The following is a 24995-nucleotide window of genomic DNA, read 5'->3' as shown; positions in this document are numbered from 1 at the left end:
TCTCAGTTTTGCCGTTCCCCGAGTTTCCCAAGTATAGGGCAGGGCCCGCCACCAGCTACTCGTCCGGCGCGATCAACCCCAGGCCGCGCAGGTAGACACCGATACCGCTCTCCAGCAGATCCTCCGGCGGGAACGGCGCCCGCGTGCCCGGAGAGCCGCGCGCGAACAGCTCCACCACGCCGTGACTCATCGCCCAGACATGCGCCGCGAACATCTGCGGCGGCGGCCGTCGGCCCTCCGGAATGCGCTCCGACAACGCCTCGGCGGCCCGCTCCAGCACGCCCAGAGCGCGGCGCGAGGCGGCGGCGAGGTCGGGGTTGCGCTGCATCGAGATGCCGCTCTCGAACATCGCGACGTAGTGGCCGGGATGTTTTCGCGCGAAGGCCAGATAGGCGCGCCCGGTCTTCTCGAAGGCCGCGAGCACCGAGGGCCGCCCCTCGTCATAGGCGTATTCCAGAAGATCGGCGAAGATCTCGTAGCCCTGCCGCGCGGCCTCGGCGATCAGGTCCTCGCGCCCCGCGAAATGACGATAGACGGCGGCGGGCGTCACGCCCGCCTCGCGCGCCGCCTCCGACAGGGTGAAGCCCGTCGGCCCCTTTTCCTCGATCAGCTTCAGGCTGGCCTCGACCAGCGCCTGACGCAGATTGCCGTGATGATATCCCTGCTTGGCCACGTCAGTCGCGCGGCCAGAGTTCCGGACCACCCGCGATCCTCGGATCGAGGGCGCAGACGGCTTCCTCGTCCTTGTCGGGATAGTCGAGCCGGGCCAGCACGCTGCGGATCGCGTTGACCCGGGCGCGGCGCTTGTCGTCGCCGCGGATCACCGTCCAGGGCGCGAAGTCGAAATCCGTCCGCGTGAACATGGTGCCGATGCGGTGGGTATAGGCGTCCCAATTGCGCAGCCCCTCGACATCGACCCAGGACAGCTTCCACTGCTTGAGCGGATCGCTCTCGCGCTTGAGGAACCGTTCGAGCTGGGTCGCGCGACCGACATTGATCCACAGCTTGAAGAGCCGGATGCCGTCATCGGCGAGCATGTTCTCGAACGGCTCGACCTGGTCGTAGAACCGGGCCACCTGTTCCTCGTCGGCAAAGCCGAAGACCGGCTCGACCACCGCGCGGTTGTACCAGGAGCGGTCGAAGAACACGATCTCTCCGGCGGTGGGCAATTCACGCACGTAGCGCTGGAAATACCACTGTCCCGCCTCGACCTCCGAGGGCTTGGCCAGCGCCACGACACGGGCGCCGCGCGGGTTCAGGTTCTCGCGGAACCGGGCGATGGTGCCGCCCTTTCCGGCGGCGTCGCGCCCCTCGAAGATCACCACGACGCGCTGCCCGGTCGCCTTGACCCAGGCCTGCATCTTAACCAGTTCGATCTGCAGATCCGCCATCGCGGCGGCGTAATCCTTGCGCTTCCATTTCGACGGATAGGGAAAGCGCGTGCTGGCGATGCCGTCCTTGCCCGCCTCGTGCAGCATGCGGCGGATCTCCTCGGGCGCCTCCTCGTCGCGAAACCGGCTGATCGCCCCGTCGAACGGCTTGTCCATATGTCTCTCCTCAAGCGGCCCGGACCGCGACGGCGTTCAACGCAGGCCGGCGCGCGCCGTGGCCCGGTCGATCGCCGCCACCACCTCGTCGGGCACGGTATGGTGCGGCATATGGCCAACGTTTTCCAGCACCGTCAGGTTCGCCCCGGGGATCAGCTCGGCCAGCCGGGCCGAATGCACCTCGAGCGGCACGATGGTGTCGGCGACGCCGTGCACGATCTCGACCGGTACATCGATCGAGGGGTAGCGCGCGCGCATCTCGGTGACCTGCGGCAGCAGCCCGTTCACCTGCCGCGCATTGACCCGCAGGCTGTCGCGGCGGACCGCCAGCCCGGCGCCGACGAAATCGGCATAGCCCTCGGGCACCGGGTTCGGGGCGAAGACCGCCTCGACCGTCTCATCGACCATCCGCTCGGGGGCGAAGGCGGTGATGAGCGGCACCACCGCCGCGCCGCCAAGGGCCGATCCGTTGACCCTGTAGAGCGTGGCTAGCCCGGTATCCCATGGCATCGTCGCGCCGGCAAGATCGACCAGCGCCGCGAGGTTGTCGGGCCGCTCCAGCGCCCAGGCCATGGCCACCGCGCCACCGAAGGAATGGCCCAGCACGATGGGCTTCTCGGCGCCGAGCTCGGCGGCGGCGGCTTGCAGCAGCCGCGCCTGCGCGGCGAGGCTGTCGGCATGGGTCGTGAAGGCGTCGTCGGCGACCGGGTCGATCGGGTCGGAATAGCCGAGCCCGGGGCGGTCGAAGGCGATGACGCGGTAATCGTCGTCGAGCCGGTCGAGTAGATCGAAGGCCATGTCGCGCAGGTTACCGGAGGCGCCGTGGATCAGCACGAGGTCGGGGCCGCTGCCCGAGACCAGTGCATGCACGCGGCGCCCCTCGATCTCGACGAACTGGCCGAGCGGCGGGTGCGCGGTCATGGCCTGTGCCTCGCGCCGCTCGGCACGGTGATCGACCAGCGCGCAGCCCGCCAGCGCGCCGATCGCGAGCACTGCGGCGATCCTAGCGGCCAATGTCGTCCAGATCGTAGGGGGTGGTCTGGTAGATCTCGTTGATCCAGTTGCCGTAGAGCAGATGCGCGTGGCTGCGCCAGCGGTTCGAGGGCGGCTTGGTCGGGTCGTCGCCGGGATAGTAGTTCACCGGCACCGAGATCGCCGCGCCCGAGGCCACGTCGCGGTCGTACTCCTCCTTCAGCGTGTGGCTGTCATATTCGAAATGGTTGAAGATATAGAGCGTGCGGCGGCCGGGATCCTCGACCAGGCAGGGGCCGACCTCGTCCGAGGCCAGAAGCGTCACCAGCTCGGGCCGCGCGTCGATGTCCTCCTGCCGGATCTCGGTCCAGCGGCTCACCGGCACGGTGCAATCGTCGGAAAAGCCGCGCAGATAGGGGCTGTCGGGCTTGAGGTTGCGGTGCCGGAAGCAGCCGAAGGCCTTGCTGTCGAGCAGGTGCTTGGCGATGCCGTGCTGATGCGCGATCATCGCCATGCCGCCCCAGCAGACGCCGAAGGTCGAATGCGCATGGGTCTCGGTCCAGTCGAAGAGGCGGCGCAGCTCGTCCCAATAGGTCACCTCGTCGAAATCGAGATGCTCGACCGGCGCGCCGGTGACGAGGAAGCCGTCGAACTTCTGCCCCGAGGCCTCGATCTCGGAAAACGAGTGATAGAAGGTCTCCATGTGCTCGGCCGCGGTGTTGCGCGATTCATGATCCGACATGCGGATCAGCGTCAGCTCGATCTGCAGCGGCGTCGCGCCGATCAGCCGCGCGAACTGCGTCTCGGTCTGGATCTTCTTGGGCATCAGGTTGAGCAGGCCGATCTTCAACGGGCGGATGTCCTGCCGCGCCGCCTGATCCTCCGACATCACCATCACGCCCTCGCGCGTCAGCACGGTGTAGGCGGGGAGGGCTTCGGGGATCTTGATGGGCATGGTTCGACCTTCTCGTAGGGAGGGCTGATCTAGGCTTCTCGACGGTGTTTGCCAAGCCGCGCCTCGAGCGCCTCGGCCACCACGGCGTCGAAATCACGGGCGGATTCAAGGCCCGACAGCGCCTCGGCCGGAATCGCGAGGCCCCAGCGTTCGGCCATCTTCGCATAGCGCGGCTGCCGATGCGCCAGCGCCCGGCCATAGGTCCAGCGGATGAAGGCGTCGGGATCGACGCGCGTCTCTGACAGGCCGGTTTCGGCCAGATAGTCGTTCCAGGCCTGGAGCAGGAAGTCGGGGCTGTAGGCCATCGGCTTGGGCGCGCGGTCGAAGCGGCGGATCAGCTCCTCGGTATGCGCCTCCGAGCCCTCGATCCAGATCATCAGCATCCGCTCGGACAAGAGCGTCATCAGCGGGTCCTGCGGATCGTCGGGATCGACCCATTCGCAGATCGAGCCACCGGTATCGCAGACGAAATGCGGATAGCCGTAGAGCGCCTCGGCCCGGTCGATGAACCACGGCGTGTCCTCCAGCGCCGCGATCTCGGCGCGGCGGAACTGCTCCTGCCGCTGCCGGTAGGTCTCGAAGGGCAGGCCGCCCTTCTCCGGGTCGCCCGGCTTGCCGAGATAGGTCGAGACCGGGGCGAGATTGTCGAAGGTGATGTTGGAGCCGATATAGATGCTGTCCGAGAGCAGCAGCTCGCGCAGGAACGGCACCTTCATCGCCTCGCGCTTGGCGTTGTCGGCGATCAGCTCGCCCATGTGGCGGGTGCCGATGCGGTAATCGATCGAGTAGTGGAACCAGTCGCCCGAGCGGCGCAGGAGGTTCGACACATGCGTCTTGCCGAGGCCCGACATGCCGAAGAACAGGACGCGTTTGCGCGGGGCGGACAGCCAGTCCGAGGCGGAGGAATGGATCATGGGCGCATCGCTAAACAAGCCTTGCGACACGGTCCAGTCTGAACTTCGGCCTCAGAACTTCGGGGCGGGCGCCGCCCCCCGGGCCCGGGCGCGCCGCAGCAGCCGCCCGTCGAGCACCACGAGCCCCGCCGCCAGCGCCGCGAAGCCGGCATAGGCGCGCACCGGCAGCGTCTCGTCCAGCACCACCACACCCAGGAGGATCGCCACCGGCGCGACCATCAAGGTCACCAGCAGCACGTTGCCGCTCCCGGCGATGGCGATGACCCGGTAGTAGATGATGTAGGCCAGCGCGGTGGAGCCGATCGAGACATAGGCCAGCCCCGCGATGGTCGCCGGGGCGAGGTCGAGCCGCGGCGCGCCTTCGAGCAGCCAGGCCAGCGGCACCATGATCAGCGCCGCGCCGGTGGTCATGCCCGCCGCGGCGGTGAGCGGCGGCAGCCCGCCCATCTTCTTGCGCGCCCAGACCCCGGCCAGCGCATAGGAGATGGTGGCGCCGATCGCCGCGACCTGTCCCAGCGCGCCGAGATCGAAGCCCGACAGCGCCGCCGGGCCGATCACCCAGACCACGCCAGAGAAGCCGAGCGCCACGCCCAGCGCCTTGCGCGCCGAGAGCCGCTCGTCGGCGAAGAAGATCGCGGCGAAGAGCACGCCGAAGATCGCGGTGGCTGCGTTGAGGATCGCGATCAGCCCGGTCTCGACATGCTGCTGGCCCCAGGCCAGCAGCCCGAAGGGAATGGCGTTGTTGAGCGCGCCCATCACAACCAGAACGGCCCAGAGCCGCCAGCTCCGGGGCAGCGGCAGGCGCCGCAGCATCACCACGGGCCACAGCACCAGCGCTGCCCAGACCGCGCGATGGCCGACGATCCACATCGGCCCCACCTCGTCCAGCGCCACGCGCACCGAGAGGAACGAGCCGCCCCAGATCAGGGCGAGCAGGCCGAGCTGGGCCCAGGCGGCGTTGGTCATGGTCTTCTGAACGGTCATGCCCGGCACTGTGCACGCGGCCGGGATCGGCGCAATCCGAAACATGCGCTTTGCATGGAAATGCGAAAGGGGCCGGCTCCGCGGCCGGCCCCTCGCGCGTGATCCCCGGCGGGATCAGAAGCGGTAGGCGACGCTCATGCCGATCGCGAGGGCCGAGTTGTCGGAGAACTCTGCCCGGTCGGAGATGCTGCCATCTGCGTTGCGGGTTTCCGGGTTGGCATCGCCCAGCATGGTGTAACGGATGCCGCCCGAAAGGGTCACCGTTTCCATGTTGTAGGCGCCGCCCAGGCTGACCCAGCGCTTGCCGTCGGTCGGATCGAGCGGCGAGATGCGCTCGTCGCCCTCCGGCTCGAAGCCCACCGCGACCTGGGCCGCGAACATGTCCGAGAACTTGCGTCCAACGCCGACCTGCACCTGATAATTGTCGTCGATATTGGTCAGGCTGGCGCCGCCGGTGGCGGCGCTGAAGACCTGCGGCGACACCAGAGTGTCCTCGTAGGCGGCGTAGCGGATGTTGGCGAAGGCCAGCGTGTCGGGCGCGATCCCCGTCTGCAGGTCGAGATTCCAGCTTTCGGGTGTCTCGACCGTGGTGGTGCTGGGCACCTGTGCGGGCAGGCCGAGACCGGCCTGCAGCGCGGCGGGGATCGATTCGACCGTGTCGAAGTCGTGCTCGATCGCCGAATTGTAGGTCAGCGCCGCGCGCAGCGCGATCTCGGGGATCTCGTAGGCCACGCCGATGAGGTATCCGGTGGCGTCGTTCTCCTCCAGCGCCACCGAATATCCGTTCAACGGGCCATAGGCCGCACCGGACAGGGTGATGTCCCCCTCGAGGGTCTGGCGCCGGACGCCGGCATGGACGCTGATGTTCTCGTTGAACCGGTAGCGGCCCAGCGCCGTGATCGTGTGGCCGTCGAGCTGCGCCATCGTGCCGCCCAGCGCAAGCGCGGTGGTCGGGTAGTCGATGTCGACGCCGAAGGGCTGGTCGATGATGACGGCACCGGAGAAGCCGTTGCCGAAATCCATCTTCGCGCTGGTCGATACGTTGAGGAAATCCTCGGCGACGTTGTCGTATTCGCCACCGCCGAACACGGCGACGTCCTTGCCCGAGATTTCCGGGAACACCTTGCCGAAGCTCAGCTCGAGGACGTTGCCCTCTTCGAAGATCGCGGTGATGTCCTGGTTCGAGCGATCGAGCCCGACGGCTCCCGCGCCGCTGGCCATCAGCGCCGTCGCCAGCGCCAAGGCGCTCGTGGCGCCGTAATGCAGTTTCATGATGTCTCCCTGTCGCATGATGCGTCCTCCGCCCCGCAGGAGAAACAGCACCGCGGCTTCCTACAATCTGTGACGTCGCGGCAGCTTGACGTGGACGTCACGGCGTCACCTCCACGCATCACCGGGGCGGATACGCGAAGGGCCCCCGAAGGGGCCCGTGGCAGGTCTCGCTCATATTCCACCGGGCCGGCGGGTCATTCCCACTCGATGGTTCCCGGCGGCTTCGAGGTCACGTCATAGGTGACGCGGTTGATGCCGCGCACCTCGTTGATGATCCGCGTCGCGGTCTCGCCGAGGAATTCGTGGGTGAACGGGTAGTAGTCGGCGGTCATGCCGTCGACGCTGGTCACCGCGCGCATCGCGCAGGCGTAGTCATAGGTGCGGCCATCACCCATCACGCCCACGGTGCGCACCGGCAACAGCGCCACGAAGGCCTGCCAGATCTCGTCATAGAGGCCGTGCTTGCGGATCTGGTCGATGAACACCGCGTCGGCGCGGCGCAGGATCGCCAGCTTCTCGCGGGTGATCTCGCCGGGGCAGCGGATCGCGAGGCCGGGCCCGGGGAAGGGGTGGCGGCCGATGAAGCTGTCGGGCAGGCCAAGCTCGCGGCCCAGAGCCCGGACCTCGTCCTTGAACAGCTCGCGCAGCGGCTCGACCAGCTTCAGGCCCATCTTCTCGGGCAGGCCGCCGACATTGTGGTGGCTCTTGATCGTGACGCTCGGCCCGCCCGAGAAGCTGACGCTCTCGATCACGTCCGGATAGAGCGTACCCTGGGCGAGGAAGGTGGCGCCGCCGACCTCGGAGGCGTGCTTCTGGAACACGTCGATGAACAGCTTGCCGATGGTCTTGCGCTTGACCTCGGGGTCCGAGACGCCTTCCAGCGCATCGAGGAACAGATCCTCCTCCTGCGCGTGGATCAAGGGCATGTTGTAGTGGTCGCGGAACATGGTCACGACCTGTTCGGCCTCGCCCTCGCGCAGCAGGCCGTGATCGACGAAGACGCAGGTGAGCTGGTCGCCGATCGCCTCGTGGATCAGCACGGCCGCGACCGAACTGTCGACGCCGCCCGAGAGGCCGCAGATCACCTTCTGGTCGCCGACCTGCTCGCGGATCAGGCGGATCGCCTCCTCGCGATAGGCGCCCATGGTCCAGTCGCCGGTGAAGCCCGCGATGTGCAGGAAGTTCTCGAGGAAGGTCTTGCCATGCGGGGTGTGATGCACCTCCGGGTGGAACTGCACCGCGTAGAAGCGCCGCTCCAGATCGGCGGTGATCGCATAGGGCGCACCGGGCGAGGTGCCGCAAACCTCGAAGCCCGGCGCCAGCTTGCTGACATGGTCGCCATGGCTCATCCAGACCTGCTCGCGGCCCTCGATGAACCAGCCGCGCAGCAGGTCGGTGGCCTCGCCCTCGGGCTCGACATAGGCGCGGCCGAACTCGGCGGTGCCGTCGCCGCGCAGCACTTCGCCGCCCAGCATCTGCATCATCACCTGCTGACCGTAGCAGATGCCGAGCACCGGCACCTCCAGCTCGAAGATCCGCATCGGCGGGCGCGGGCTGCCCTCGTCGGGCACGCTGGCGGGACCGCCCGACAGGATCACCGCCTGCGGCTCGAAGCGGTCGAGGAACGCCTCGTCCACCGCGTTGAAGGGATGGATCTCGCAGTAGACATTCAGCTCGCGGAGGCGACGCGCGATAAGCTGCGTCACCTGTGAGCCGAAATCGACGATGAGAAGGCGCTGGTGCTGTTGGCTATGCTCGGTCATGGCCCAGCGAATAGGCCCGCCCGCCCATCCGCGCAAGAGCGACGGGGGCGAAAAATCGCGCCGCTCCGGGCGACATGTCGCTTTCACACCTGAGGCGGCGCAATCCGGCCAAGCGCGCGCGCCGCGCACCGCTATCACGGGGCGCAAGGATGCATCACGGGGAGCGGGCGATGACGGAAGCGGCACAGATGGCCGGAGAGCGGGCAGGGCGGCGCGGCCGGTCCGGCGGAGGTGCCGCGCGACGCGCCGAGCGCACCGCGGTCAGCGTGGAGACCGCGCGTTACATCGAGCGCAACATCCCCGATTTCGAGGTGCTCGACGCCGCCGCCATCGAGGTGATCGAACGCAACGCCGAGACCGTGCTCGAAGAGATCGGCGTGGTGTTTTCCGACAATCCCGGCGCGCTCGACCTCTGGCGGCAGGCCGGGGCCAATGTCGATGGCGACCGGGTGCGGATTCCGCGCGGGCTGGCGCGAAAGCTCTGCGCCACCGCGCCCGCGAGCTTCACCCAGCACGCCCGCAACCCCGCCCGCAACGTCGAGATCGGCGGCCGCAACCTCGTGCTGGCGCCGGTCTATGGCCCGCCCTTCGTGCGCGACGCCGATGGCGGCCGGCGCTATGCGACGATCGAGGATTTTCGCAACTTCGTGAAGCTCGGCTACATGTCGAAATGGCTGCACCACTCGGGCGGCACGGTCTGCGAACCGACGGACGTGGCGGTGAACAAGCGCCATCTCGACATGCTGCTCGCACACATGATCTATTCCGACAAGCCCTTCATGGGCTCGGTCACCGCACCCGAGCGGGCGCAGGACTGCGTCGAGATGTGCGAGATCCTGTTCGGAAAGGACTTCGTCGCCGAAAACACGGTGATGACCTCGCTGATCAACATCAACTCGCCGCTGACCTTCGACGGCATCATGATGGGCGCGCTCGAGGTCTATGCGAAGGCGAACCAGGCCTGCATCATCTCGCCCTTCATCGTCGGCGGCGCGATGGCGCCGGTCTCGGTCGCGGGCACGCTGACGCAGGTGCTGGCCGAGGCGCTGGCGGGCGTCGCCTACAGCCAGCTCGTGCGCGCCGGCGCGCCGGTGATCGTCGGCGCCTTCGTCACCTCGATCGACATGAATTCGGGCGCGCCGACCTTCGGCACCCCCGAGGCCTCGCTCATCACCTACGGGATGGGCCAGCTGGCGCGGCGGATGGGGCTGCCCTACCGCTCGGCCGGCGGGTTCTGCGGCTCCAAGCTGCCCGACGCGCAGGCCGGCTACGAGAGCGCGAACAGCCTCAACATGGGGTTGATGTCCGGCGTCAACTTCATGCTGCATGCCTGCGGCTGGCTCGAGGGCGGACTCGTCGCCTCCTACGAGAAGTTCGTGATGGATGCCGACCAGCTCGGGGCGCTGCACCAGATGGCCAAGGGCGTCGACATCTCCGAGGAGATGCAGGCGCTCGACGCGATCCGCGAGGTCGGCCCCGGAGGGCATTACCTCGGCTGCGCGCATACGCAGGCGAACTTCAAGACCGCGTTCTGGCGCAGCGAACTGTTCGACTACAAGCCGTTCGAGACCTGGGACGAGGAGGGCGCGCGCGACACCCAGGCGCTCGCCTCGGCGCGGGTCGCCAAGCTGCTCGACACCTACCGGCAGCCGCCGCTCGACCCCGAGATCGCGCAGCGGCTGAACGACTATGTCGAGGCCAAGAAGGCCTCGATGGCCGACAGCTTCAGCTGAGAGCGGCGGCGCGCATCAGCCGCGCCTCGCCCATCAGGGCCACGATCAGCTCGACATGGCGGGCGGGGCGGTAGTCGCCGGTCCCGGCCCGCCGCCGCGCCTCCAGATCGGCCTCGCGCTCGATCAGCGCCATGAGCGCCTGCGCCGGGCCGCGGGCCGCCGCCCCGATCAGCCGTGGCAGCGCCGCCGTCCGGTCATAGGCGTCGACCCCGAACCGCGCGGCCTCGACCAGTAGCGGTGGCCGCCTCAGCGCCGCGAGCCTGCTCAGCGGGTCCTGCATGGCCTGTCCTCCTCGTGACCTGCTTCAATCGCCATAGTTGTCTCACACCCCGCCTCGCGTTGCGTGGGACCGGCGCGCGACGCGCGGTGGCTTCAGCCTTGTTTGGGATTCTTCAATCAAGCTGAACGGGTTCGGGGCGGATTAACGCCTCGCTAACCGGGGCAACTGAGAGTTGAGATCGTGAATCTTGGGGACGTCAGGGAGAGCCGGTCGCGGACGCCATGTCCACCGTCCGGGATCGCGGCACGGGACCGCAACCACGGGCCGGAACCACTGCCCGAATGGGTGCCGCAGGCGGTGCGGCATTATCTCGAACATGTCGAGGGCGGGGCCCCGATCCGGGTGCTGGCACGCCGGTCCGAGGTGCATGCCTCGACCGTGCTGCGCCAGGTGCGCCAGCTGGAAAACCGGCGCGACGATCCGCTGATCGATGCCGCGCTGCGCCGCCTGTCCCGCCGTTTCAAGCCGGCCCCTCCCGAGGAGAATGCGATGAGCTGTCACGACCCGAAGGGCCCGCAACCCGAGACCGGCGCGGAGAACGGCACGGAGAATGGCACGGAAAACGGCACGGCCGAGGCGATGCGCGTGCTGCGGCGCATGGCCGAGCCCGGCGCGGTGCTGGCGCTGGCGCCCGGGATGCAGATCGCGGCGGTGTTGCGCGAGGGGCCGCAGGGCGCGACGCAGCGGCTGGCGCGGCTCGACCGGGCGCTGGCCGAAACGCTGGCGCTGCGCGGCTGGATCGCCGCGCAGGAGGATACGGGACGCGTGGCGCGCTACCGCATCACCGCGCGGGGCCGCGCCGCTCTCAGGGGCGCCGGGGCCGAAACGCAGGCGGGCTTCGCCGAGGCCGCGACCGGCTTCGAACCGGCGCCCGGCGCTTCCCGCATGGCGCCGTTCGAGGGGCCGTTGACGCTTCTGGCGCGGCGGCGCGACCGCGACGGGCGGCCGTTCCTCGGCCGCGAACTGGTCGCCGCCGGGGAGCGGCTGCGTGAGGATTTCGAGCTGACACAGGTCGGGCCGAGGGTGACGCAGGATTGGTCGCGCTATCTCACCGGCGGCTGCGAGGGCGGCGCGGGGCGCGGGCAGGGCCCGTCCGGGGCGCGCGATCGGCTGGCGGCGGCGCTGGCAGATCTTGGTCCGGGGCTCGGCGACGTGGCGCTGCGCTGCTGCTGCTATCTCGAGGGCATGGAAAGCCTCGAGCGGCGCATGGGCTGGTCGGCCCGATCGGGCAAGATCGTGCTGCGGATCGCGCTGGAACGGCTCAGGCGTCACTACGACGCCAGCGGCGGCGGAGAGATGATCGGCTAGCCCGGCGCGAAGCCGCAGCGCCGGGCGATCGTGTCCGACCAGGCACCGATGGCGGGCAGCGTCTTCGCGTGCCGCGCCACCGGCGTGTCCATCGGCCAGCCCAGCATCGGCGCCAGCATGCCGTACATGGTGGCGTCGGCGATGCCGGGGGCGGGGCCTTCGACGAAATCATGCACGCCGAGCCAGAGATCGAGCGCGTCGAGCAGATCGCGTCCGCGCGCCGCGATCTTTTCGGGGCCGAGCCGTACCAGCCCGCGCGCATGCAGCTGCCGCCCGAGCGAGCGCCGCGACATCCGGTGCACCAGCGCCGCCAGCGGCGCCGACATTTCGGAGCGCAGCAGTTCGCGGAACCAGGCCGAGCCTTCGGGCAGCATGATCAGCTCCCATTCGAAGATCTGGTGCAGCCCTTCCTCGGCGGCCATCTTCCAGCCGCGACCCGCGGCGGCGGGGGCGGTGTCGGCCACCGGGGGCGGGATGCCGTGGCGTCGCGCCAGAAGCGCGATGATCGCGTCGCTGTCGGCCACGGTCTCGCCGTCGATGACGGCCCATGGGCTTTTCTTCAGCGGGCCCTTGGCGGGGTTGTTCTCGACCGCGAACTCGTAGGGCACGCCGTTCAGCGCGCACCAGCACAGCAGCTTGAGCGCGAAGGGGCCGGAGGTCGGCAGGCCGAAGGCCGGCGAAAATCCGTAGATCGTTGCAGGGGTCATGGCGAAAGTCCCGGGACTGGAAACGACATGAGCGCTATGCTGACGCGCTTCGGGGAGTCCCACAACAAAAACGGCGGCGGGTCGCCCCGCCGCCGTCCGAAAGACGAACTGGCCTCAGCCGGTCATTCGGCCGCGTGGCTGGTGTCGACGCCCGCGTTCTCGGCGTTCTGGTGCTTGAGCGCCGCGCGGATGCCGTCGCCGTAAGCCTGATCGACCTTGTCGAAATGCGCCAGCTGGCGATCGATGATCTCCTGCGGCACGCCGGTCATCGCGGTGGCGATGTTCGAGAAGAGGCGGCTCTTCTGGCCCTCGTCGAACAGGTTGAACAGCGCGCGCGGCTGGCTGTAGTGATCGGCCTCCGAGCGGAAGTCGTAGCGGCCGACCTCGCCCTCGTAGCGATGCGGCGGTTCGGCCACCGACGGATCCTCGACCGGCCCGCCGAAGGAGTTCGGTTCGTAATAGGCGTCGGGGTTGGTGCGCAGCCCGAACGGCATGGTGCCGTCGCGGTGATAGTGGTGCACCGGGCATTTCGGCTTGTTGACCTCGAGGCTCTCGTAATGCGTGCCGATCCGGTAGCGATGCGCGTCCGGGTAGGAGAACAGGCGGCCCTGCAGCATCTTGTCGGGCGAGAAGCCGATGCCCGGTACCACGTTGGACGGGTTGAAGGCCGACTGCTCGATCTCGGTGAAGTAGTTCTCGGCGTTGCGGTTGAGCTCCATCTCGCCGACCTTGATCAGCGGGTAGTCGCCATGCGGCCAGACCTTGGTGAGGTCGAAGGCCGACCAGCCGGTCTTCTTCTCGAACTCGATCGCTTCCATCTCGGGCATCACCTGGATGAACATGTCCCATTTCGGGAAATGGCCGTTGGCGATGGTGCCGAACAGCGCCTCCTGGTAGGTCTCGCGGCTCTTGCCGATGACCTGCACCGCCTCGTCATTGGTGAAATGCTTGTGGCCTTGCTGGGTCTTGAAGTGGAACTTCACCCAGAACCGCTCGCCCTGGTCGTTCCACAGCGAGAAGGTGTGCGAGCCGTAGCCGTTCATGTGCATCGGGGTCTGCGGCAGGCCGCGATCCGACATCAGGATCGTCACCTGGTGCAGGCTCTCGGGGCAGAGCGACCAGAAGTCCCACATCGCGGTGGCCGAGCGCAGGTTGGTCTTGGGGTGACGCTTCTGGGTGTGGATGAAGTCCGGGAACTTGTAGGGGTCGGCCACGAAGAACACGGGCGTGTTGTTGCCCACGAGGTCCCAGTTGCCTTCCTCGGTGTAGAACTTCAGTGCGAAGCCGCGCACGTCGCGCTCGGCATCCGCCGCGCCCTGCTCGCCGGCCACGGTCGAGAAGCGCGCGAGCATCTCGGTTTCGCTGCCGGGCTTGAACACGGCGGCGCGGGAATACTTGGTGATGTCCTCGGTCACGCGCAGCGTGCCATAGGCGCCCCAGCCCTTGGCGTGCACGACGCGCTCGGGGATCCGCTCGCGGTTCTGGTGCGCCAGCTTCTCAATCAGCTGGTAATCTTCAAGCAGCACGGGGCCGCGCGGGCCGACGGTCTTGGAGTTCTGGTTGTCGGCGACGGGCGCGCCTGCGGAAGTTGTCAGGCGGGGTCTGTCGGTCATGGCTGTCCTCCGGGGGGTGGCTTCGCGGCGCAATATGACCCGGTCACCCGAGAAGGCAAAATCGGATTTTCTGGCCCTTCCCATAAGGCTGGGTTATGGGTCCGTCATGAATCCATCACTGAAACAGTTGCGCTACTTCGTGGCGCTGGCCGAAACCGGCGGCTTCGGCCGCGCCGCGGAGACCGTTTTCGTATCGCAGCCCGCGCTGAGCCAGCAGATCAAGGAGCTGGAGGTGATCCTCGGGGTCGAGCTGGTCGAGCGGCTGCCGCGCGGCATCCGGCTGACCCGCGCCGGGCGCGAGGTGCTGGAGCGGTCGCGCCGGATCCTCGGCGAGGTGGCCGAGCTGGAGCGCGCGGCGCGGCTGTCGCGCGGGCTCACGGGGCGGCTGCGGCTGGGGGTGATCCCGACGGTCGCGCCCTATCTGCTGCCGATCGCCCTGACGCGGCTGCGGGCGCGCGACCTGACGCTCGACATCCGGGTGCGCGAGGCGCAGACCGAAACGCTTCTCGACGATCTGGAGGCGGGGCGGGTGGATGCGGTGGTGGCGGCGCTGCCGCTGCCGGTGGCCGGCCTCGCGGTCGAGCCGCTGGTCTCGGACCGTTTTGTGCTGGCCGGGACGGCGGCGCGGCTGGCGCGCTGGGTCGGCGATCCCGAGGCGCTGCGGCCGACCTCGCTGGCGCCGGATCAACTGCTTCTGCTCGACGAGGGGCATTGCCTCGCCGATCAGGCGCTGGAGGTCTGCGGTCTCAGGGGGCGCGGCCGGGTCGATCTGGGGGCCTCGTCGCTGGCCACGCTGTCGGGGCTGGTGGCCGAGGGCTTCGGGCTCACTTTGCTGCCCGAAATCGCGCTCCGGGCCGAAACCGCGGCGGCGCCGGGTCTGGCGCTGATGCGCTTTGCGGCGCCTGAGCCCGCGCGCGAGCTGGCGCTGGTGCGGCGGGCCGGGGGCGATGGCGGCTGGGCCGCGCCCTTGGCCGATCTGCTGCGCGAGGCGGGGGCCGAGCTTCTGGGCTCGGCCCGCGCCGTCTGTCCGTAACGCGCGCTCCGCAATCTGGTCCCTAACGCGCGTTCCGCGATCTGGTCCCTAACGCGCGTTCCGCGCGATCCACCCGTGGGGGATCAGGCGGCCTGCTCGCGCGAGGCCTCTTCGAGCCAGGCAAGGACGTTTTCCGGCGAGGAGACGCCGTAGGGGTCCTCGGGGTGGTTGTCGCACAGGCCCGGCTCCTCGAACCACGCCTCGACGCGGCCGTCATTGATCACGGCGGCATAGCGCCACGAGCGCAGCCCGAAGCCGAGATTGTCCTTGCGCACCAGCATCCCGGCGCGGCGGGTGAACTCGCCGGAGCCGTCGGGGATCACCTCGACATTCTCGAGGTTCTGGGCGCGGGCCCACTGGTTCATCACGAAGGCGTCGTTGACCGACATGCAGTAGATCGCGTCGATGCCATGGGCGCGGAACGCCTCGACGTTCTTCTCGAAGCCGGGCAGCTGGTAGGTCGAGCAGGTGGGCGTGAAGGCGCCGGGCAGCGAGAACAGCACCACGCGCTTGCCCGCGAAATAGGAGGCGGTGTCGCGCTCTTCCCAGCGGAACGGGTTGGGGCCTTCGATGCTCTCGTCGCGCACGCGGGTGCGGAAGGTCACGTCGGGAATACGGGCGCCGGGCTGCATGGGCATGCTCCTGTCTGTCGGTTCGGAAAGGTTCGGGGCGTGACTTAGGAAATCGAGCCGGGCTCCGCAATGCTGCGATGCGGCGGATCGGCCATCGCGGCAGGATGCATGGCGGGGTTGCAGCAGCCGCCGGACCAAGGGGCCGAGCCGCGTTGCGCCCGTACGTCATGGGGCCTATGTATCGACGAGGCCAAGAGGAAAGGCATGACCGTGCGCGACCTGAAGATCCCCGGCGACCGCCACCCCGAAAAGGCGCGCCGCGCCGACAGCGCGCCGCAGCCGAAGAAGCCGGACTGGATCCGGGTCAAGGCGCCGACCTCGGAGGGTTACAAGCAGACCCGCGACATCATGCGCGAGCACAAGCTGGTGACGGTCTGCGAGGAGGCGGGCTGCCCCAATGTCGGCGAATGCTGGAGCCAGGGCCACGCCACCATGATGATCATGGGCGAGATCTGCACCCGCGGCTGCACCTTCTGCAACGTGGCGACGGGGCGGCCCGATGCGCTCGACGTGTTCGAACCGGGCCGCGTCGCCGACGCGGTGAAAAAGCTCGGCCTCAACCACGTGGTGATCACCTCCGTCGATCGCGACGACGTCGATGACGGCGGCGCCGCGCATTTCGCGCAGACGATCCGCGCGGTGCGGCGCCAGTCCCCCGGCACCACGATCGAGATCCTGACCCCGGATTTCCTGCGCGCGAAGCCGGGATCTCTGGAGGTGGTGGTCGAGGCGAAGCCGGACGTGTTCAACCACAACCTCGAAACCGTGCCCGGCCTCTACCCGGAGGTGCGGCCCGGCGCGCGCTATTTCCACAGCCTGCGGCTGTTGCAGCGGGTCAAGGAGCTGGACCCGTCGATGTTCACCAAATCGGGCATCATGGTCGGTCTGGGCGAGGACAAGCAGGCCGTGCATCAGGTGATGGACGACATGCGCGCCGCCGACATCGATTTCCTGACCATCGGTCAGTATCTTCAGCCGACGCCCAAGCACCACGCGGTCGACCGCTTCGTCACGCCCGAGGAATTCGCGAGCTACGAGAAGGCAGCGCGCGGCAAGGGCTTCCTGATGGTCTCGGCGACGCCGCTCACCCGGTCGTCCTATCACGCGGGCGAGGATTTCGCGCAGCTGCGCGCGGCGCGGCTGGCCCGTCTGGGCGCCTGATTTCGGTCGTATCGAAGAATTCGCCGCCGATCACTCGGCGGCGGGTTCGATCGCCGGCACCGCCTTGAGATAGGCGGCGATGGCCGCGCGATCCTCGTCGGGCAGCTTCGCGAGCTCGGACACCACCGCCGCCATCTCGCCGCCCGCGGTATCGAATTCCGGCGTGAAGCCGGTGCCGAGGTAATAGGCGATCTCGCCCTCGGACCATTCGAGCCCGCCCGGCGTGATGTTGGGAATGCGTCCGTCGCCCGAGGGGTTGGGCGCGCCGCCGAGCCACTGCGCGTGATCGAGCCCGCCCAAGGGCCCGCGCGGCGTGTGGCATTCGCCGCAATGGCCCAGCGCCTCGGCGAGGTAGCGGCCGCGCGCGGCGGGCTCCGGCAGATCATCCTCGATCACCCAGCCTTGTCGCAGGTTGAGCGCCTTCCACAGCCCGACGCCGCGCCGGATCGAGAAGGGGAACGGCACCTCGTGCGGCAGGTTTTCCTGCGAGGAGGGCGGCAGGGTCCGCAGATGCGCCACGAGATCGCGCATGTCCTGCGGATCGGCCATGGCATAGGCGGCATAGGGCAGAGCGGGATAGTAATGCGCGCCCGAGGGCGACACCCCGCGCATCACCGCATCCATGATCTCGGCGTCGGACCAGTCCCCCACGCCCTGCGGCGATGGCGAGATGTTGGGCGCATGGAAGGTCCCGAATGGCGAGACGAAGGCCATGCCACCCGCCAGCACGGGGGCCTCGCCGATATCGGTCTCGGGCGCGACATGGCACGAGGCGCAGCCCGCGGCCGCGAAGACCAGCGCGCCGCGCTCGGGATCGCCCGGCGGCCCTTCGACCGCCGAAGCCGGCAGCGGCTCGGGCGAGGTGAGCATCCAGCCCACCCCGCCCGCCAACAGGATGATGGCGATCGCCGCCCCGAGCGCGCGTCTGATCATTCTTCGGGTTTGCGGTAATCTTCGTGGCAGCTACCGCATGCCTCTCCCAGTGGACCCATGGCCGCCTGCAGGGACGCCAGATCGGTGCCGGCGGCTTCCTCCATCTTCATCGCGGCCTCGTGCAGCGCCTCGGTCTTGGAGTTGAAGTCGTCCATGTTCTCCCAGATGGCGGGAAGCGCGCGGCTCTCCTCGAGATCCTCGCTCGAGGAGCCCTCGACCCAGTAGAACCTCTGATCGATGGAGCCGAGCGCGGCGAGGTTGCCGGCGGCGGCGGCGGCCATCTCGGCGTCGTAGGGCTGCTCTTCCTTGGCCATCGCGCCGAGCATGCCGATATTGAGACCCATGAGCTTCATGTGACCCTCGCGCAGCGATTGCGCGCGCTCGGGGTCGAGCCCCTGGGCCAGCGCCATCGGGGCAAGGGCGGCAATGACGAGGCTGCCGGCGAGAAGACGGAACGAACGTGTCATAACGGTACTCCAAAACTTCCGGTGATCGTGTGCGTTACCGTAGCGTAAGAAAGGCTCACTCCAAAGCTGAATCACGCGCCCGTTATCTGCATTACCGCATGAAAGATGTGCGGCCACCGGGCGTTACGGTCAGCGCCTCGGGCCAGCCCCAGATTCGCTCGATGCCCACCAGCAGCAGGCACAGCAGGATCACCCCGGCGATCAGCGCCATCTGGCGCGGCGAGGGGGGATGCCGTGCCCAATGCGCCAGCCGCAACAGCCAATGGATGTTCATCGCGCTCTTTCCCTGTCGTTTCCGGGCCCCAGATCGGTGCCGAGACGAGGTGCCGCATGACCGGCGGGGTTGATCTCCACCACCGCCGGGGCGAGATGGGACCAGACAGGAAGGAAAGATCGATGCCGACACATTCCGAGACCCGCACGCTGCCCTACAGTTCGCAGCAGATGTACGATCTGGTCGCGGATGTCGGCAACTATCCCAAGTTCCTGCCATGGACCGCCGCCGCGCGGGTCCGCTCGGTGACGCCGGAGGGCGATCACGAAGTGATGCTCGCCGACATGGTGATCTCCTTCAAGGTATTCCGCGAACGCTTCGGCAGCCGGGTGACGCTTTGGCCCGAGCAGAAGAAGATCCACACCGAATACATCGACGGGCCGTTCCACCACCTCGTCAGCAACTGGAACTTCCGCGATGTCGAAGGTGGCTCCGAGGTGCATTTCGACGTCGATTTCGAGTTCCGTAACAGGCTCTTGCAGGGCGCGGCGGGGCTGTTCTTCAACGAGGCGATGCAGCGCGTGGTGCGCGCCTTCGAACGGCGCGCGCAAGAGCTTTACGGCCGTCGCTGAGCCTTGATCGCGCCGATCACCGCCGCGATGGCGTGATCGCGCGCGAGGCTGCGCACCGTGTCGCGGCCGCGCGCCCCGAATTCGACCGTCTCGGTCTCGCAGCCCGAGGCGGTCGCCACCCCGAAACAGACGCGGCCCTCGGGCTTGTGCTCGGAGGCGCCGGGCCCGGCGATGCCGGTGATCGCGACGGCGATGTCGGCGCCCGAGCGTTCCAGCGCGCCGCGCGCCATCTCGTCCGCGACCTGCTCGCTCACCGCGCCATGCGCTTCGAGGCTCTCGGCGCTGACGCCGAGCAGCGCCTGCTTGGCCGCGTTGGAATAGGTGACGACGCCCCAGTCGAAGACGTTCGAGGCGCCCGGCGTCTCGGTGATCGCGGCGGCCACCATGCCGCCGGTGCAGCTCTCGGCGGTGGCGACGCGCAGCCCCGCCTCGCGCGCGCCGTTCACCAGTCTCGCCGTGTCGCCCATGCTCAGCCTCCGAAGATCATGACGCCATGCGCCAGCACCGCGAGCACAACGACGCCGAGCGCCGCGAAGATCCCGGCGACGACGTCGTCCAGCATCAGCCCGGTCACGTCGCCGCGCCGGTCCATCCGGCCGACGAGCCCGGGCTTCCAGATGTCGAACAGCCGGAACAGCACGAAGGCCGCGATCCAGCCGGGCCAGAGGTCGAGCACCGGCGCGCCGACATGGGCCGCGCCGAACAGCACGGGCCAGATCGCGATCCACTGGCCCGCCACCTCGTCGATCACGACGTGGGAGGGGTCGTGATCTCCCGATCGCGCGGCTTCGGCGCGGGCGGCGGGAAAGCCCAGCCCCAGCGCCAGGACGATCATGGCGAGCATCAGCCACGGCCCGCCGACCCAGTAGATCGGCAACGCCGCCGCAAGTGCCGCGAGCGAGCCCCAGGTACCGGGGGCCGGGCGGATCAATCCGCTGTAGAAGAAGGTGGCGATCAGCCGGCTCATGCCTTCACCAGCGTCGCCGTGGCCATGGCGGCGATGCCCTCTTCGCGGCCCGGAAAGCCCAGCCGCTCGGATGTGGTCGCCTTGACGCTGACCCGGCCCGGCTCGATCTGCATGATCCGCGCCAGCTCCGCGCGCATCGCCTCGGCATGCGGGCCGATCTTGGGCCGCTCGCAGATCAGCGTGATATCGCAGTGCGTTATGGCAAAACCTTCAACCCGCGCGAGATCGGCGGCATGCGCCAGAAATATCTCCGAGCGGGCGCCCTTCCACTGGGGGTCGGACGGCGGGAAATGCTGGCCGATATCGCCATGGGCCAAGGCGCCATAGATCGCGTCGGTCAGCGCATGCATGCCGACATCGGCGTCGGAATGGCCCTTCAGCCCGCGATCATGCGCGATCTCGACGCCGCAGAGCCAGAGGCTTTCGCCCGCCTCGAAGGCGTGCACGTCGAAACCGTTGCCCGTTCTTACATCCATGTCGCACCCCAATATCCTCTCGGCGCGGATGAAATCCTGCGCATCGGTGATCTTCAGATTGTTCTCGTGGCCCGGCACGACCGTGACCGCAAGCCCGGCGGCGCGGGCCACCGCAACGTCGTCTGCGGCGGGCGGGCCCTCATGCGCCTGATGCGCCGCGAGGATCGCCTCGAAATCGAACCCCTGCGGCGTCTGCGCCCGCACCAGCCCCTCGCGCGAGGGGGCTTCGGCGACCGCGCCGTCCTCGACCCGCCACAGCGCGTCGGTGAGCACCAGCCCCGGTGCCACGGCCGGGCCATGATCGAGCGCGGCGATCACCGCCTCGATCGTCTCGCGCGGGACCAGCGGCCGCGCAGCGTCGTGGATCAGCACCCGGTCCGGCGCCAGCGGCGCCAGCGCCTCGAGCCCGGCGCGCACCGAATGCGCCCGCTCGGCGCCGCCCGGCACCACGAGCTCGGCCATCGCCTCGACCGCCGGGTAGCGTCCCATCGCCTCGGGGTGCAGCACCAGGCAGATCGGACCGAAACCGGCAAAGGCCTCGATCGTGCGCGCCAGCACCATCCGACCGCCGAGATCACGCCATTGCTTGGGCAGTCCGCCGCCCGCGCGCAGGCCGCGTCCCGCCGCCACGATCACGATGGCCGGGCCTGCGGCCCGGGAAGTTGGTGTCATCGGGGGCACTTTGTCTCCTTCACGCGGCCGCCGGGCTTGTGTAGGGGCTGGCATGAGGCGGTGCAATTCCATCCTTTTCGGCAAACATCTGCATATATTTTGTGCAAACGCGATATGCTGAGGCAGTCTTGTACCCCCTGCGATTGTGGCGCCTCGTGGCGACCCGTAGATCACTCCCAGACGCACAGGTTTTAGGCAAATGACACCCGCCCCGCTTTCCCGTATCGATCTCGGTTCCGGCGTGTCGCTGGACGCACCGGTGGCGCTGGCGCCGCTGGCGGGGATCACCGACCTGCCGTTCCGCAGCCTCGTCGGCTCTTTCGGCGCGGGCTGGGTGGTCTCGGAGATGGTGGCGAGCCAGGAGATGGTGCAGGCCAAGCCAGGCGTGCGGGAGCGGGCCGAGTTGGGCTTCGAGCGCGCCGACACCGCCGTGCAGCTTGCCGGTCGCGATCCCTACTGGATCGCCGAGGCCGCCCGCATGGTCGAGGCGAACGGCGCGAAGCTCATCGACATCAACATGGGTTGCCCGGCCAAGAAGGTGACGGGCGGGCTGTCGGGCTCGGCGCTGATGAAGACGCCGGACCATGCGCTGCGGCTGATCGAGGCGGTGGTCGGCGCGGTCTCGGTGTCGGTGACGCTGAAGACCCGGCTGGGCTGGGATGACGACATGCTGAACGCGCCCGAGATCGCGCGGCGCGCCGAAAGCGCAGGCGTAAGGATGGTGACGATCCACGGTCGCACCCGCTGTCAGTTCTACAAGGGATCGGCCGATTGGGCCGCCATCCGAAAGGTGCGCGAGGCGGTGTCGATCCCGGTGATCGCAAATGGCGACATCACCGACGCGGCCACGGCACGGCAGGCGCTGGCGCAATCCGGCGCATCCGGAGTGATGATCGGCCGCGGCGCGCAGGGACGCCCCTGGCTGCCGGCGCAGGTCATCGCGGCGCTGCGCGGCACGCCGGGCCCGAATGTCCCGCAGGGACGCGACTTCATCGACATGGTTTCAGGACATTACGAGGCGATGCTCGCGTTCTACGGCAGCACGCTCGGCGGCCGTGTCGCGCGCAAGCATCTGGGCTGGTACATGGACGAGGCGGGCACGCCCGAGGCGCTGCGCCGCGAGGTGCTGACCGCCGCGCCGGAACGGGTGCTGGGGCTTCTCGGGCTCGCGCTCGATGGCGAAAGGCGGGCGGCATGATCCACGATACCGCGCTGTGGAACTCGTTGCCGGTCCCGGCGCTGCTGCTGGATTCCCGCGACGCCATCTCCGACGCGAATTCGGCGGCCGAGCTGTTCCTCAACCTGTCGCAGCGCAGCCTCGTCGGGGCACCGGTCTGGGACAAGGTCTCGATCGACGCGCCGCTCGCGGAGGCCTTCGCCCGCGCCCGGTCGCAGAAGAGCTCGCTCTTCGTCAACGACGTCGATGTCGGTTCGGGCGAGCGCCCGGCGATGCAGTGCTCGATCCTGTTCGCACCGCTCACCGGCTCGGACGGGATGATGCTGATGATGATCTCGCCGCGCGAGATGGCCAATCGCCTGACCCAGCACCAGGCCACCGGCAAGGCCGCGAAATCGGCCATCGGCATGGCCGAGATGCTGGCGCATGAGATCAAGAACCCGCTGGCGGGCATCACCGGCGCGGCGCAGCTTCTATCGATGGGGCTCTCGGCCGAGGATCGCGAGCTGACCGACCTGATCGTCGAGGAAAGCCGCCGCATCGTGAAGCTGCTCGAACAGGTCGAGCAGTTCGGCAATCTGCGCCCGCCCGCGCGTCGGCCGGTCAACGTGCACGACGTGCTCGACCGGGCGCGGCAATCGGCGGCGGTGGGCTTTGGCGCCCACATGGAATTCATCGAGGATTACGACCCCTCGCTGCCGCGCGCGATGGTCGATGGCGACCAGCTGCTGCAGGTGGTGCTGAACCTCGTCAAGAACGCCTGCGAGGCGGGCAAGCGTGGCGGCAAGATCCGCCTGCGCAGCTTCTACGAGCCATCGCTGCGGGTGCGCCAGCCCGATGGCAGCCAGGCGCGACTGCCCTTGCAGATCGAGATCCAGGATGACGGGCCGGGACTGCCGCCCGAGATCGCGGCCGAGGTGTTCGAGCCCTTCGTCTCGGGCCGCGAGAACGGCACCGGGCTCGGCCTCGCTCTGGTTTCCAAGCTCGTGGCCGAGAATGGCGGCTGGATCTCGGTCGATTCCGCGCCCGGCCGGACCGTGTTCCGGATCTCGCTGCCACGCGCCAAAGACGCCTTACCAAGCGGAGAAAACTGATGGACGGAACGATCCTGGTCGCCGATGACGACCGCACCATCCGCACCGTGCTGACCCAGGCGCTGACCCGCGCCGGCTGCAAGGTGCATGCGACCTCTTCGCTGGTCACGCTGATGCGCTGGGTCGAGGAGGGCAAGGGCGATCTGGTGATCTCCGACGTGGTCATGCCGGACGGCAACGGCATCGAGCAGCTGCCGAAGATCTCCGAAGCGCGGCCCGGCCTGCCGGTGATCGTGATCTCGGCGCAGAACACGATCATGACCGCGATCCAGGCCGCCGAGGCCGAGGCCTATGATTATCTGCCCAAGCCCTTCGACCTGCCGGATCTGATGAAGCGCGCCTCGCGCGCCCTGGAGGCCAAGCGCCGCGCGCCCGCGCCGCGCGAGACACCGAGCGAGACGGCGGCGGGCGGCGATCTGCCGCTGGTGGGCCGCACCCAGGCGATGCAGGCGCTCTACCGGCTGGTGGCGCGGGTGATGAACACCGCGCTGCCGGTGCTGATCACCGGCGAAAGCGGCACCGGCAAATCGCTGATCGCGCGGGCGATCCACGATTTCTCGGACCGCCGTTCGCTGCCGTTCGTCACCGTCTCGGCCAGCGACCTGTCGGGCATGGACGGCCCCGGCGCGGTGCTGAGCCGGGCGCGCGGCGGCTCGATCCTGTTCGACGAGGTCGGCGATCTCGACGGCGACGCGCAAGCCCGGATCGTGCGCATGCTCGACGCGATGGGCGACAGCGCGCCGCGCATCATGGCCAGCTCGCAGGGCGATCTGGCGCGGCGCATCGAGGCGGGCGATTTCCGCGAGGATCTCTATTACCGCCTCGCCGGCGTCACCATCGCCGTGCCGTCGCTGCGCGAGCGGGTCGACGACATCCCGCTGCTGGCCGAGCACTTCCTGCTGCGCGCCGAGCGCGACGGGCTCGGACCGCGCCGCCTGTCGCCGCAGGCCACCGAGATGATCCGCGCCTATTCCTGGCCCGGCAACGTGCGCCAGCTCGAGAACGCGGTGCGCCGACTCGTGGTGACCTCGACCGAGGAGGAAATCACCCGTGCCGACGTCGAGACGGTGCTGGGCGGACAGCCCGCGGCAGAGCCGCTGCGCGGTGGCGGCGAGGGGGAGAAGCTCTCGGCCAGCGTCGAGCGGCACCTGCGGCGTTATTTCGACCTGCATGGCGGGCAGCTGCCGCCCGTCGGACTTTATCAGAGGATTCTCAAGGAGATCGAGACGCCGCTGATTGAAATCGCGCTGGATGCGACCGGCGGAAATCAGGCGAAATGCGCCGATCTTCTGGGCATCAATCGCAATACGTTGCGCAAGAAGATCACCGACCTCGATATTCGCGTGACACGACGCCGTAAGTTGATGTAAAACCGCAACAGAACCGTGACCCCCCGGACGCATGGCCGGGGTGAGATCATGGCGATGAGGCGGCGGAACTTGCGTTCCCATCAACGGGGCAGGGTGCTTGAGGCGGTTATCGACCTCCC

At 68.5% G+C, this 24995-nt stretch carries 26 protein-coding genes; 8 read left to right on the top strand and 18 right to left on the bottom strand.

Annotated elements, in window-relative coordinates; translation table 11 throughout:
- Positions 1 to 55: 55 nt before the first annotated feature.
- From O4G76_RS05495 to guaA, 8 genes are all read right to left on the bottom strand, one after another.
- On the bottom strand, positions 56 to 673 hold the full coding sequence (locus tag O4G76_RS05495) for a TetR/AcrR family transcriptional regulator (RefSeq protein ID WP_269396369.1): 618 nt from the start codon (positions 671 to 673) through the stop codon (positions 56 to 58).
- Position 674: 1 nt separating this feature from the next.
- Positions 675 to 1547: a polyphosphate kinase 2 gene (ppk2, locus tag O4G76_RS05490; RefSeq protein WP_269396368.1), complete on the bottom strand. Its 873-nt coding sequence runs from the start codon at positions 1545 to 1547 to the stop codon at positions 675 to 677.
- 36 nt (positions 1548 to 1583) lie between these two features.
- On the bottom strand, positions 1584 to 2561 hold the full coding sequence (locus O4G76_RS05485; RefSeq protein WP_269396367.1) for an alpha/beta fold hydrolase: 978 nt from the start codon (positions 2559 to 2561) through the stop codon (positions 1584 to 1586).
- Positions 2551 to 3474: a homoserine O-succinyltransferase gene (metA, locus tag O4G76_RS05480; RefSeq protein ID WP_269396366.1), complete on the bottom strand. Its 924-nt coding sequence runs from the start codon at positions 3472 to 3474 to the stop codon at positions 2551 to 2553. Before metA ends, O4G76_RS05485 begins: the two co-directional genes overlap by 11 nt.
- Before the next feature lie 29 nt (positions 3475 to 3503).
- The gene (locus tag O4G76_RS05475) at positions 3504 to 4388 is read right to left on the bottom strand and encodes an ATPase (RefSeq protein WP_269396365.1); all 885 of its coding nucleotides are present in this window, start codon (positions 4386 to 4388) and stop codon (positions 3504 to 3506) included.
- A gap of 51 nt (positions 4389 to 4439) precedes the next feature.
- Positions 4440 to 5372 carry a DMT family transporter gene (locus O4G76_RS05470; RefSeq protein ID WP_269396364.1) on the bottom strand — a complete coding sequence of 311 codons (933 nt, stop codon included), beginning with the start codon at positions 5370 to 5372 and terminating at the stop codon, positions 4440 to 4442.
- A 114-nt stretch (positions 5373 to 5486) separates the two neighbouring features.
- A complete protein-coding gene (locus O4G76_RS05465) occupies positions 5487 to 6644 on the bottom strand; it encodes an OmpP1/FadL family transporter (protein WP_269396363.1) in 1158 nt (385 codons plus the stop codon).
- A gap of 194 nt (positions 6645 to 6838) precedes the next feature.
- Entirely contained in the window at positions 6839 to 8407 is a 1569-nt protein-coding gene (gene guaA / locus O4G76_RS05460; RefSeq protein WP_269396362.1) for a glutamine-hydrolyzing GMP synthase, read from the bottom strand.
- A 170-nt stretch (positions 8408 to 8577) separates the two neighbouring features.
- On the opposite strand from guaA, the gene O4G76_RS05455 reads away from it, so the two are divergent.
- Positions 8578 to 10140 carry a trimethylamine methyltransferase family protein gene (locus O4G76_RS05455; protein WP_269396361.1) on the top strand — a complete coding sequence of 521 codons (1563 nt, stop codon included), beginning with the start codon at positions 8578 to 8580 and terminating at the stop codon, positions 10138 to 10140.
- On the opposite strand, the gene O4G76_RS05450 is transcribed toward O4G76_RS05455, so the two are convergent.
- The gene (locus O4G76_RS05450; RefSeq protein WP_269396360.1) at positions 10133 to 10420 is read right to left on the bottom strand and encodes a DUF6477 family protein; all 288 of its coding nucleotides are present in this window, start codon (positions 10418 to 10420) and stop codon (positions 10133 to 10135) included. The two genes, O4G76_RS05455 and O4G76_RS05450, sit on opposite strands and share 8 nt — an antisense overlap.
- Before the next feature lie 273 nt (positions 10421 to 10693).
- Between O4G76_RS05450 and O4G76_RS05445 the strand changes: the two genes are divergently transcribed.
- Positions 10694 to 11728 carry a DUF6456 domain-containing protein gene (locus O4G76_RS05445; RefSeq protein ID WP_269396388.1) on the top strand — a complete coding sequence of 345 codons (1035 nt, stop codon included), beginning with the start codon at positions 10694 to 10696 and terminating at the stop codon, positions 11726 to 11728.
- On the opposite strand, the gene O4G76_RS05440 is transcribed toward O4G76_RS05445, so the two are convergent.
- Together O4G76_RS05440 and O4G76_RS05435 are read right to left on the bottom strand one after the other, a co-directional pair.
- On the bottom strand, positions 11725 to 12435 hold the full coding sequence (locus O4G76_RS05440; protein WP_269396359.1) for a glutathione S-transferase family protein: 711 nt from the start codon (positions 12433 to 12435) through the stop codon (positions 11725 to 11727). The two genes, O4G76_RS05445 and O4G76_RS05440, sit on opposite strands and share 4 nt — an antisense overlap.
- Positions 12436 to 12557: 122 nt before the next feature.
- Positions 12558 to 14048, bottom strand: coding sequence for a catalase (locus tag O4G76_RS05435; RefSeq protein WP_269396358.1), 1491 nt, complete (start codon positions 14046 to 14048; stop codon positions 12558 to 12560).
- Between the two features lie 106 nt (positions 14049 to 14154).
- On the opposite strand from O4G76_RS05435, the gene O4G76_RS05430 reads away from it, so the two are divergent.
- The gene (locus O4G76_RS05430) at positions 14155 to 15081 is read left to right on the top strand and encodes a hydrogen peroxide-inducible genes activator (protein ID WP_269396357.1); all 927 of its coding nucleotides are present in this window, start codon (positions 14155 to 14157) and stop codon (positions 15079 to 15081) included.
- Between the two features lie 83 nt (positions 15082 to 15164).
- On the opposite strand, the gene O4G76_RS05425 is transcribed toward O4G76_RS05430, so the two are convergent.
- Positions 15165 to 15713 (bottom strand): peroxiredoxin, encoded by a 549-nt coding sequence (locus tag O4G76_RS05425; RefSeq protein WP_269396356.1) that lies wholly within the window; start codon positions 15711 to 15713, stop codon positions 15165 to 15167.
- A 204-nt stretch (positions 15714 to 15917) separates the two neighbouring features.
- Here O4G76_RS05425 and lipA point away from each other — a divergent pair, with 204 nt between their 5' ends.
- Complete coding sequence (gene lipA / locus O4G76_RS05420) at positions 15918 to 16874, top strand: lipoyl synthase (protein WP_269396355.1); 957 nt, start codon at positions 15918 to 15920, stop codon at positions 16872 to 16874.
- A 30-nt stretch (positions 16875 to 16904) separates the two neighbouring features.
- Here the strand turns inward: lipA and O4G76_RS05415 are convergent, their stop codons facing one another.
- The 3 genes from O4G76_RS05415 to O4G76_RS05405 form a co-directional block, all read right to left on the bottom strand.
- On the bottom strand, positions 16905 to 17807 hold the full coding sequence (locus O4G76_RS05415; RefSeq protein ID WP_269396354.1) for a cytochrome c: 903 nt from the start codon (positions 17805 to 17807) through the stop codon (positions 16905 to 16907).
- The gene (locus O4G76_RS05410) at positions 17804 to 18274 is read right to left on the bottom strand and encodes a cytochrome c (RefSeq protein ID WP_085896572.1); all 471 of its coding nucleotides are present in this window, start codon (positions 18272 to 18274) and stop codon (positions 17804 to 17806) included. The genes O4G76_RS05415 and O4G76_RS05410 overlap by 4 nt, the downstream gene beginning before the upstream one ends.
- A gap of 91 nt (positions 18275 to 18365) precedes the next feature.
- Positions 18366 to 18548: a hypothetical protein gene (locus O4G76_RS05405; protein WP_269396353.1), complete on the bottom strand. Its 183-nt coding sequence runs from the start codon at positions 18546 to 18548 to the stop codon at positions 18366 to 18368.
- Positions 18549 to 18670: 122 nt separating this feature from the next.
- Here O4G76_RS05405 and O4G76_RS05400 point away from each other — a divergent pair, with 122 nt between their 5' ends.
- A complete protein-coding gene (locus O4G76_RS05400) occupies positions 18671 to 19120 on the top strand; it encodes a type II toxin-antitoxin system RatA family toxin (RefSeq protein ID WP_269396352.1) in 450 nt (149 codons plus the stop codon).
- Here the strand turns inward: O4G76_RS05400 and O4G76_RS05395 are convergent.
- From O4G76_RS05395 to O4G76_RS05385, 3 genes are read right to left on the bottom strand one after another with little or no spacing between them, the layout of a single operon-like run.
- Positions 19105 to 19587, bottom strand: coding sequence for a CinA family protein (locus O4G76_RS05395; protein ID WP_085896575.1), 483 nt, complete (start codon positions 19585 to 19587; stop codon positions 19105 to 19107). The genes O4G76_RS05400 and O4G76_RS05395 overlap by 16 nt on opposite strands.
- Positions 19588 to 19589: 2 nt before the next feature.
- On the bottom strand, positions 19590 to 20087 hold the full coding sequence (locus tag O4G76_RS05390; protein WP_269396351.1) for a phosphatidylglycerophosphatase A: 498 nt from the start codon (positions 20085 to 20087) through the stop codon (positions 19590 to 19592).
- On the bottom strand, positions 20084 to 21235 hold the full coding sequence (locus tag O4G76_RS05385; RefSeq protein ID WP_269396350.1) for a bifunctional 2-C-methyl-D-erythritol 4-phosphate cytidylyltransferase/2-C-methyl-D-erythritol 2,4-cyclodiphosphate synthase: 1152 nt from the start codon (positions 21233 to 21235) through the stop codon (positions 20084 to 20086). Before O4G76_RS05385 ends, O4G76_RS05390 begins: the two co-directional genes overlap by 4 nt.
- 199 nt (positions 21236 to 21434) lie before the next feature.
- Here O4G76_RS05385 and dusB point away from each other — a divergent pair, with 199 nt between their 5' ends.
- Genes dusB through O4G76_RS05370 form a run of 3 tightly spaced genes read left to right on the top strand, consistent with a single transcriptional unit; the run spans position 21435 to position 24876 of the window.
- On the top strand, positions 21435 to 22433 hold the full coding sequence (gene dusB, locus O4G76_RS05380) for a tRNA dihydrouridine synthase DusB (protein ID WP_269396349.1): 999 nt from the start codon (positions 21435 to 21437) through the stop codon (positions 22431 to 22433).
- On the top strand, positions 22430 to 23506 hold the full coding sequence (locus O4G76_RS05375; RefSeq protein WP_269396348.1) for a nitrogen regulation protein NR(II): 1077 nt from the start codon (positions 22430 to 22432) through the stop codon (positions 23504 to 23506). Before dusB ends, O4G76_RS05375 begins: the two co-directional genes overlap by 4 nt.
- Positions 23506 to 24876, top strand: a complete 1371-nt coding sequence (locus tag O4G76_RS05370; protein WP_269396347.1) for a response regulator — start codon at positions 23506 to 23508, stop codon at positions 24874 to 24876. Before O4G76_RS05375 ends, O4G76_RS05370 begins: the two co-directional genes overlap by 1 nt.
- Positions 24877 to 24995: the final 119 nt, after the last annotated feature.

The organism is Limimaricola sp. G21655-S1 (assembly GCF_027213785.1).
Taxonomy (GTDB): Bacteria; Pseudomonadota; Alphaproteobacteria; order Rhodobacterales; family Rhodobacteraceae; genus Limimaricola.
The sequence above is the reverse complement of the archived record's forward strand: the minus strand, read 5'-3'. Positions and strand labels throughout refer to the sequence as shown.

What these genes read in the sequence shown, in the direction of transcription:
- metA (WP_269396366.1), bottom strand. Translation starts at nt 3,474, where the DNA reads ATGCCCATCAAGATCCCCGAAGCCCTCCCCGCCTACACCGTGCTGACG.
- O4G76_RS05385 (WP_269396350.1), bottom strand. Translation starts at nt 21,235, where the DNA reads ATGACACCAACTTCCCGGGCCGCAGGCCCGGCCATCGTGATCGTGGCG.
- O4G76_RS05435 (WP_269396358.1), bottom strand. Translation starts at nt 14,048, where the DNA reads ATGACCGACAGACCCCGCCTGACAACTTCCGCAGGCGCGCCCGTCGCC.
- O4G76_RS05375 (WP_269396348.1), top strand. Translation starts at nt 22,430, where the DNA reads ATGATCCACGATACCGCGCTGTGGAACTCGTTGCCGGTCCCGGCGCTG.
- O4G76_RS05410 (WP_085896572.1), bottom strand. Translation starts at nt 18,274, where the DNA reads ATGACACGTTCGTTCCGTCTTCTCGCCGGCAGCCTCGTCATTGCCGCC.
- O4G76_RS05470 (WP_269396364.1), bottom strand. Translation starts at nt 5,372, where the DNA reads ATGACCGTTCAGAAGACCATGACCAACGCCGCCTGGGCCCAGCTCGGC.
- O4G76_RS05405 (WP_269396353.1), bottom strand. Translation starts at nt 18,548, where the DNA reads ATGAACATCCATTGGCTGTTGCGGCTGGCGCATTGGGCACGGCATCCC.
- O4G76_RS05400 (WP_269396352.1), top strand. Translation starts at nt 18,671, where the DNA reads ATGCCGACACATTCCGAGACCCGCACGCTGCCCTACAGTTCGCAGCAG.
- O4G76_RS05370 (WP_269396347.1), top strand. Translation starts at nt 23,506, where the DNA reads ATGGACGGAACGATCCTGGTCGCCGATGACGACCGCACCATCCGCACC.
- O4G76_RS05455 (WP_269396361.1), top strand. Translation starts at nt 8,578, where the DNA reads ATGACGGAAGCGGCACAGATGGCCGGAGAGCGGGCAGGGCGGCGCGGC.
- lipA (WP_269396355.1), top strand. Translation starts at nt 15,918, where the DNA reads ATGACCGTGCGCGACCTGAAGATCCCCGGCGACCGCCACCCCGAAAAG.
- O4G76_RS05440 (WP_269396359.1), bottom strand. Translation starts at nt 12,435, where the DNA reads ATGACCCCTGCAACGATCTACGGATTTTCGCCGGCCTTCGGCCTGCCG.
- dusB (WP_269396349.1), top strand. Translation starts at nt 21,435, where the DNA reads ATGACACCCGCCCCGCTTTCCCGTATCGATCTCGGTTCCGGCGTGTCG.
- ppk2 (WP_269396368.1), bottom strand. Translation starts at nt 1,547, where the DNA reads ATGGACAAGCCGTTCGACGGGGCGATCAGCCGGTTTCGCGACGAGGAG.
- O4G76_RS05465 (WP_269396363.1), bottom strand. Translation starts at nt 6,644, where the DNA reads ATGAAACTGCATTACGGCGCCACGAGCGCCTTGGCGCTGGCGACGGCG.
- O4G76_RS05430 (WP_269396357.1), top strand. Translation starts at nt 14,155, where the DNA reads ATGAATCCATCACTGAAACAGTTGCGCTACTTCGTGGCGCTGGCCGAA.
- O4G76_RS05475 (WP_269396365.1), bottom strand. Translation starts at nt 4,388, where the DNA reads ATGATCCATTCCTCCGCCTCGGACTGGCTGTCCGCCCCGCGCAAACGC.
- O4G76_RS05450 (WP_269396360.1), bottom strand. Translation starts at nt 10,420, where the DNA reads ATGCAGGACCCGCTGAGCAGGCTCGCGGCGCTGAGGCGGCCACCGCTA.
- O4G76_RS05395 (WP_085896575.1), bottom strand. Translation starts at nt 19,587, where the DNA reads ATGGGCGACACGGCGAGACTGGTGAACGGCGCGCGCGAGGCGGGGCTG.
- O4G76_RS05415 (WP_269396354.1), bottom strand. Translation starts at nt 17,807, where the DNA reads ATGATCAGACGCGCGCTCGGGGCGGCGATCGCCATCATCCTGTTGGCG.
- O4G76_RS05425 (WP_269396356.1), bottom strand. Translation starts at nt 15,713, where the DNA reads ATGCAGCCCGGCGCCCGTATTCCCGACGTGACCTTCCGCACCCGCGTG.
- guaA (WP_269396362.1), bottom strand. Translation starts at nt 8,407, where the DNA reads ATGACCGAGCATAGCCAACAGCACCAGCGCCTTCTCATCGTCGATTTC.
- O4G76_RS05390 (WP_269396351.1), bottom strand. Translation starts at nt 20,087, where the DNA reads ATGAGCCGGCTGATCGCCACCTTCTTCTACAGCGGATTGATCCGCCCG.